The sequence below is a fragment of the Paenibacillus sp. CMAA1364 genome (assembly GCF_054373195.1).
Genome location: NZ_JBITNB010000045.1, coordinates 1 through 7,372 on the forward strand (window position 1 = coordinate 1; position 7,372 = coordinate 7,372).

Here is a 7,372-nt window from a genome sequence, read left to right on the forward strand (position 1 = left end):
GGTACGTACGGTGGTGTGAGAGGTCGGGGGCTAGTCGCCCCCTCCTACTCGATTGAATATATGTGGCAATCTATTTATTCTAAAAAGGTAGGGAATGGGCTATGATTGTTAAGTTGTCATTGGAATTTGAGGATATCGTACACCAGATATGGCGATTGCAACAGGTTGCCTATCGACTAGAGGCTCGAATGATTGGTTTCGATGAAATTCCGTTATTGTTGGATACCGTTGACTCCTTGAGAACATGTGGGGAAACATTCTTTGGTGAAATGGATGAGGATGGCGAGTTGCTAGGAGCAATCGCAGTATGTAGTGAGTCAGAAGGAAACATGACAATGACTAGAATGATGGTTAGCCCTACCTATTTTCGCAGAGGGATTGCAAGCAGATTGATTCAATATGTACTAGATGAATATAAAGATACTCCTTTGTTCATTGTTTCTACGGGTACACAGAACGTTCCAGCATATACACTTTATTTGAAACACGGCTTTGTCCCATTTGACTCCTTTGAGGTGGCACCTGGTGTGGAATTAACTTCATTTCATAGACGAACATATCATAAACTAATAACATAACTTTTTTAAGGAAAGGGGCTTCGAATTGAATAATCCATGGATTATTGATGATATACACATCATACTTCGCTTATTGTTAGCTATGGCTCTCGGTGGTGCTATTGGACTGGAGCGGGAAAGACTTAATCGTGCTGCGGGATTACGTACACATATCCTCGTCTGCTTAGGATCCACACTCATTATGATGCTCTCTATATATGGATTTTCGGATTTCGTGAATGAGCCTAATATTCGAATTGACCCAGCACGTCTGGCCGCATCTGTCATTACTGGGATTGGATTTTTAGGTGCAGGTACAATTCTGTTTACGGGTAAATCAATAACGGGTCTAACTACAGCTGCATCGGTATGGGTTGTTGCTGCACTTGGATTATGTGTTGGTGCAGGATTCTATGTTGCTGCTATTACAACAACACTTTTAATCCTCATGACGTTGATTGTCTTTAATAAGATTGAACTTCGATATATGAAGGGTAATAGAGTACATCTGTTAACAATTCATGCTATAAATAATAAAGGTATTCTTGATATCATATCTAAATTACTTGCAGAAGAGAATCTTACAGTAAAGAAGATCATTGTGAATGAATATATGAAGGATAATCATCAGGAATTTGGCTTACATCAGCATGTTCTTGAATTATCACTACATCTTATAAGTAAGACCAATCTCGAATCCATGGAGTTAGTATCTAAGATTGGTAACTTAGAAGGCGTTACGATGATCTCATTGGAATAGTAGCAGCTTAGCTTCAAAGTAAAGGTGGAGTGACGAACATGAATCTCGTGCAGCAACCATCAACAACGAAGAATCAACATAAGCACACCGAACCACGTGCTAGAAGGCTCTTCTCACGGAAATACAAATTTGTTGCTGGATTATTAGCGGCAATATTGCCTGGATTAGGACATATCTATCTGGGATTGATTAGAAAAGGTGTCTCATTTATCTTTATCTTGATGTTAGATATTTCTGCATTAAGCTACTTTTCATCGGTAGGAATGCGTATTAACGTACCCTTTTTAATACTATTAACCTTATTTATTCCGATCTTTTATTTCTATAATGTTTATAATGTACTTCAATTGGCTGACTTTACGGTGACACGTTATGGTAAGGCGACGAAGATGTCCGATAAAGATCACGTTCGTCGTAATCCATTTAGAGGAGAAGAAGGAATCTCTTTTGGTGTTTTACTTGTCATAGGAGGTACAGTATTAATCTTATTTCACCAAAGACCTATCTGGTTAAAGGAATATATCGAATTATATGGAGAAATAACCATGGCCCCCGTGTTAGTGATTCTTGGCATAGGGCTATGGGTCAGAGAAATGCTGATGCATCGTACAAAGTAGGCATGTGATGAGCACGGAGGGATAAGCTTGAGAAATAAACATAATATACGTATTGGTCGATATACAGCTACACTGTTATTAATGGTCACTGGTATTTTGTTAATCATAGATTATGTGGAAAAGAGCGAATATTTAGTACAGATGCCTAAATGGTGGCCATTACTGATTATTAGTTGGGGAATCGAATCTATTCTTATTTATGTGTGTGCAGGGACTCGGAGGAAGACAACAGGTTATTCATTACGTCTTGATCTGAAAGGTATGATCTTATCTATTCTTCTAACAGCGAGTGTATTTATTGTCAGCCAACAGGCTCAATATATGCATTTATGGAGTAAGGTTGGCATGAACTTACCAGTAGCTTCCATAGATTATAGTGAGCAAGAAGGCGGGCATTTCAATAAAGATATCATAGAAATACCCGTTCATATAGATACAGAAAATATAATGGTTAATAACATTAATGGAAATGTGCGGTTACATCGTGAGGCTATTGATAATATACAAATATCAACTGAAGTTTGGGTAGATCAAATTGATGGGCCAGAAACGGAGGCCATATTCGATCAATCGACAATTGAGGTTAGTGAAGGTCCTACGATTAGTATTGAAGCAAAAGGTAAAGTGTATGGACAGTCGGGAAAGCGTCAACCTAGAATGAACCTTAGTATTTCACTTCCGGAGAATAGACGCTTCAACTACGAAATACGTACAATGAATGGTAACATCATCCTGCATCGTGTCGAAGCCATTGAAGGAATGAAGATAGAGAGTGCTAATGGGATGTTGGAAATGGAAAATGTATTAGGGAATGTTCAAGGCAAAACAGTTAATGGGATTGTTCGAATCCGTAATCTTGAGGGGAACGTAGATATTACATCGAATCAAGGTAATATGCTGGCTATAGATACTTCAGGCGCTCTTCGCCTATCCACACAAGTAGGAAATATATCTCTGTTACGTGCTAATGGTGATGTGGATATCACAACAAAGAATGGGAATATGTATGTGAGTGAGCCCATGATGAATCTCAAGGCAGAAACATTAAATGGAAGTGTGAAATTAAATGCACAACAAATTGGTGGAGATTGGGATGTGTATAGTGCGGTTGGTATCATGGATATTAACTTGCCATATGCAGGTAATTATAAATTAAGTGGCTCAATCTCTTTTGGTGACATAACTTCCACGATGTCAGCATTTACGATTTATAATAACAAGATTTGGGGAACTGTTGGTGAAGGTGACTACAGCGTTCGTATTCAAGGGAATAGTGACCTGAATGTAAATCAATTTTAAAACGATTTTATTGACAAGAATACAAGAATAATATTAATATGATAATAATACTAATCTATATGTTAGAAAAAAAGGTGGCGGATGAGATGGGAACGCGAGTCCAACATGCATTGGAACAATTAAAAACTACCGGTGTTCGCATTACACCACAACGTCATGCAATTCTTGATTTCTTACTAGATTCAATGACACATCCTACAGCTGATGAGATATACCGTGCACTAGAACCTAGATTTCCTAGTATGAGTGTAGCGACAGTCTATAATAACTTAAAAATGTTTATTGAGTCTGGTATGGTTCGTGAGTTGACCTATGGGGACTCATCAAGTAGATTTGATGCGAATGTGTCAGAACATTATCATGTTATTTGTGAACAATGTGGCAAGATTGAGGATTTCATGTATCCTTCGCTAGTGGAAGTTGAACGTGAAGCGGAACAAGTTACTGGTTTTCAGGTAAACGGATTGAGATTAGAACTTTATGGGGTATGCGACACATGCAAACCACATTAAACAATGTATTATTTTAGAACATGCAGATTCCTTTGTTGATCAGGGTCTCTTCATGTTTTTTGTTTTTGTGCACCGACAACAAGAAGCTCATGGAGGATAATTACAATGGCTGGAAGTAGATATACAAAAAAAAGACTAGGAAGAAGTCTATTTAATATAATAATTGTGATTTTCATTTTGTCTGCCGCTAGTTATTATATAGCTACACAAGTTCTTCCTAATAGACAACATGTAGAACCCGATTGGCAAGGCAAAATAAGACCGATCTTTGTTCGTGGTGAATTATTGGATTACAATGCGTTAGGATCAGGGGCAACCTTAAAGCTTCCTCTCCCTGTAGTCCAAGATATTATTGATCCACATGCTCGCTATGAATCGCAGACGGAATCGATCATACTGACGACGACGGAAAAGCTTGTTCATTTAAGAACTAATGAGAAGAAAGCCGACATTAACAATCAAACAATGGAGTTACGGTTTGCTCCAGAGCAATCGGATGGGATGATGTACTTACCTATTGGAATATTGAAAGAACTATACGGCATTGCTGTTCATGAGGATTTGGATTCAGGTGTAGTTATACTTATGACTGCAGGTGAGCGTATTCCAATGGGTACAGTTAAGACAGGTAAGCCCAACCAGACGATAGCAATGCGTCGTGCAGATACCATTCATGCACCGATTGTGTTCGATGTACCCCATGGAACGAAACTAAGAGTATGGAGAACGGAACAAGAATGGTGTTATGTACAATTGGATAATGGCTACACGGGTTATATAAAGAAAGAACAAATGATTATGGGTGATGCCACAATCGTGGATACCGTTATACCTTCTATTACACGAGCAGAACGAAATTGGAAGGGCAAGCCAATCAATCTAGTGTGGGAAGCGGTATATCAACGCAAGCCTAATCCTACAAAGATAGGTAAACTACCTGGTGTCAACGTCGTAAGTCCGACATGGTTTAGTATGATTGATGGTCAAGGAAATGTACGAAGTCAAGCCGATATGGAATACGTTAACTGGGCGCACCAACAGAAGATGGAAGTGTGGGGGTTACTCAGCAATAGCTTTGAACCTGATCTAACGTCTGAAGCGATGTCTAGTTTTTCTAGTAGAATAAATGTCATCAATCAAATGTTACACTATGCGGAATTGTACAAGTTAGATGGGATAAACATTGACTTCGAGAATGTATATACCAAAGACGGCAATAATGTATCTCAATTTGTACGTGAATTAAAGCCTTTAGCTGAGGCAAAAGGGCTCGTTATTTCAGTAGATGTAACCCCTAAATCAAGAAGTGAGATGTGGTCTCTCTTTCTTGATCGTGAAGCATTAGGCCAGGTTGCTGATTATCTTATCGTTATGGCTTATGATGAACATTGGGCAGCAAGTCCCGTAGCTGGTTCTGTCGCATCACTCCCTTGGGTGGAGAGGGCACTACTTAAAATTATTAATGAGGACAAAGTCCCGCCGCAAAAGCTAATTCTAGGGATACCTTTATACACCAGAGTGTGGTCGGAAGAGACCAAAGATGGAGAGACGAAAGTGAAGTCAAAGGCAGTGGGTATGAATTCTGTAGCTGACATTATTCGTGAGAACGAACTAATACCTAGTTATCTTGATGATGTGAAACAGAATTACGTGGAGTATAAAGAAGATGGATTGCTTAAAAAGATCTGGATCGAAGATGAAGTGTCTCTGAGAGCCAGAGTAGAATTAGCTAAGACGTTACAACTAGGTGGCATTGCCTCTTGGACTAGAAGTTTTGCAAATGATCAGGCTTGGAAAGTATTACAGACGATTGCGAAATAGCTATAATTTAAAGAAATACAAGCTTAATGCTATGATATCCTTATTATCGATAACATGATTTATAACCAAAGAACCGGCATATCCTGTTAAAGGGTACGCCGGTTCTTTGGTTATTATAGATGATCAAGGATAGTATTATTTGATAGTTTCAGATTGAGACTGTTCTTCTTCTAACTCCTCGGCAGTAATGTTAGCAATTGAGGGATCTTGCGTTAGCATGGTTCTGCAGAACATACAACGATCCGTCTGGCCTAGCATCTTGGTTAACTTACCACATTGTGGACATTGAAGTTGTACCGCACTTGTAGATAGCATACCTGCCCAGAAGTAAATGCCTAAACTTCCAACCATGGCGATAAGTCCAATAACTAAACCTACAGCAGCAACTATTTTGCCTGATTGTCCCCAGAATACGATTCCTGCCGTACCTAGTATCATAAGACCCATACCGATCATTGTAAGTAAAAGACCCCACGTACGAAATGCATTAATTTTTGCAGTTTTAAACACCATAAGTTGTAATCACCCAATTCATTATAATAGTATTATTTAATATCGTAGAAGGAAGTTGTCGTTATATGTAGAAATACATTATAACTGAATTACGATATGAACGCCAAGTTATATTCGTTAAGGAAATGGTGGGTTGATAATTATGAATTTACGATACAAAGATATGATGGATGAAGAATGTATTGGTTCTTTTGTGTATGATCAGCAAAGTGATCAACTTCAAGGTGCCTTTTTTCAAGGCTTTGATAAGCTGATATTAGTTATAACAAATTCAAATGAATTTGGATCTAAAGTAAGTCATGTAATGTACGATGATAAGCAATATAAAATCATGCGTATTTGTTATAAAGAATTTAGGAGAGTATTAGTCGCTTGTGACAACGCCGATATCGTGAGATGTTTCCTTGAAGGTGAATTGGTTGGGGATACGGATGAACGTCTAGCTAAAATTCGAGCAGAATTCCAAGCGTTTGAACAACCCTTTAGAGACCAAAAAATGTTCTTAGAATTCTCTCGTTTTCTGAAATTGTATCTTGATTCCAAGCAATACTTGAGTGAAGGACATGTTATGGATGCCTATCACAGTGTTACGGACTCCCTTCATCATTGGGCAAGAATCGAGCTAATAGAACGGGGGATACGCCCTAAATCTAACGTATGGGAACAAGTGCGAGGTCTGGATACTGCCGTTCATAAGTTATATCAAGAATTAACCGTAAGTGATGAAACAGCACAACAGAAAGTGGAGTTAGTATTGTTAGGATGTGAGTTCTCTGTCATAACCAAAATGGCGGAATGTACTTGTTTGTTGATCAATGTAATTAAAAGTCGTGTTGAACCCTGGAGTATAGAAGAGTTAATGCAACATACTGATCTTGATATGGTAAGTGACGAAGTGCCATTAGTTCTATCTAAATTAGTCTTTCGTTCAAAGATTAAGGTAGTCAAGCCTGCGAATGGTGATATGAACAATAGCAAATATGATATCCTTTATACTGTATTATAAGAAGAGAATCCTTAACGATTGTAGTTATGCGCAGCATTCGTGAAAATGTAGTTGACTTAATAGCGAAAATTATGTTAAATTATATCTCGCCCCATGAAACAAGATTAACTTTATTTATAGAAATGAATGCAGATCAACAAATAAAGTTGAAAAAATATTGTTGACAATTGGGCGGGCAACATGATATATTATAGAAGTTGTCGCCGAGAGTAATTGGTGCATAACAAACAAAAAATTGATCTTTGAAAACTGAACAACGAGTGAGTGGTTCTTACGAAAGTAAGAAC

The 7,372-nt window shown here is 38.2% G+C and carries 8 protein-coding genes; 7 read left to right on the forward strand and 1 reads right to left on the reverse strand.

Annotated elements, in window-relative coordinates; translation table 11 throughout:
* Positions 1–101 precede the first annotated feature (101 nt).
* From ACH8E3_RS16415 to ACH8E3_RS16440, 6 genes are all read left to right on the forward strand, one after another.
* The gene (locus ACH8E3_RS16415) at positions 102–578 is read left to right on the forward strand and encodes a GNAT family N-acetyltransferase (RefSeq protein ID WP_458633724.1); all 477 of its coding nucleotides are present in this window, start codon (positions 102–104) and stop codon (positions 576–578) included.
* 25 nt (positions 579–603) lie between these two features.
* Positions 604–1,317, forward strand: a complete 714-nt coding sequence (locus tag ACH8E3_RS16420; protein WP_458633725.1) for an MgtC/SapB family protein — start codon at positions 604–606, stop codon at positions 1,315–1,317.
* Positions 1,318–1,355: 38 nt separating this feature from the next.
* Positions 1,356–1,934: a hypothetical protein gene (locus ACH8E3_RS16425; protein ID WP_458633726.1), complete on the forward strand. Its 579-nt coding sequence runs from the start codon at positions 1,356–1,358 to the stop codon at positions 1,932–1,934.
* A gap of 27 nt (positions 1,935–1,961) precedes the next feature.
* Positions 1,962–3,233: a DUF4097 family beta strand repeat-containing protein gene (locus ACH8E3_RS16430; protein ID WP_458633727.1), complete on the forward strand. Its 1,272-nt coding sequence runs from the start codon at positions 1,962–1,964 to the stop codon at positions 3,231–3,233.
* 86 nt (positions 3,234–3,319) lie between these two features.
* Complete coding sequence (perR, locus tag ACH8E3_RS16435; RefSeq protein ID WP_458633728.1) at positions 3,320–3,745, forward strand: peroxide-responsive transcriptional repressor PerR; 426 nt, start codon at positions 3,320–3,322, stop codon at positions 3,743–3,745.
* A 105-nt stretch (positions 3,746–3,850) separates the two neighbouring features.
* Entirely contained in the window at positions 3,851–5,566 is a 1,716-nt protein-coding gene (locus ACH8E3_RS16440; RefSeq protein ID WP_458633729.1) for a glycosyl hydrolase family 18 protein, read from the forward strand.
* A 135-nt stretch (positions 5,567–5,701) separates the two neighbouring features.
* Here the strand turns inward: ACH8E3_RS16440 and ACH8E3_RS16445 are convergent, their stop codons facing one another.
* A complete protein-coding gene (locus tag ACH8E3_RS16445) occupies positions 5,702–6,079 on the reverse strand; it encodes a DUF2614 family zinc ribbon-containing protein (RefSeq protein ID WP_458633730.1) in 378 nt (125 codons plus the stop codon).
* A 142-nt stretch (positions 6,080–6,221) separates the two neighbouring features.
* On the opposite strand from ACH8E3_RS16445, the gene ACH8E3_RS16450 reads away from it, so the two are divergent.
* Entirely contained in the window at positions 6,222–7,085 is an 864-nt protein-coding gene (locus ACH8E3_RS16450) for a nucleotidyltransferase-like protein (RefSeq protein ID WP_458633731.1), read from the forward strand.
* Positions 7,086–7,372 lie beyond the last annotated feature (287 nt).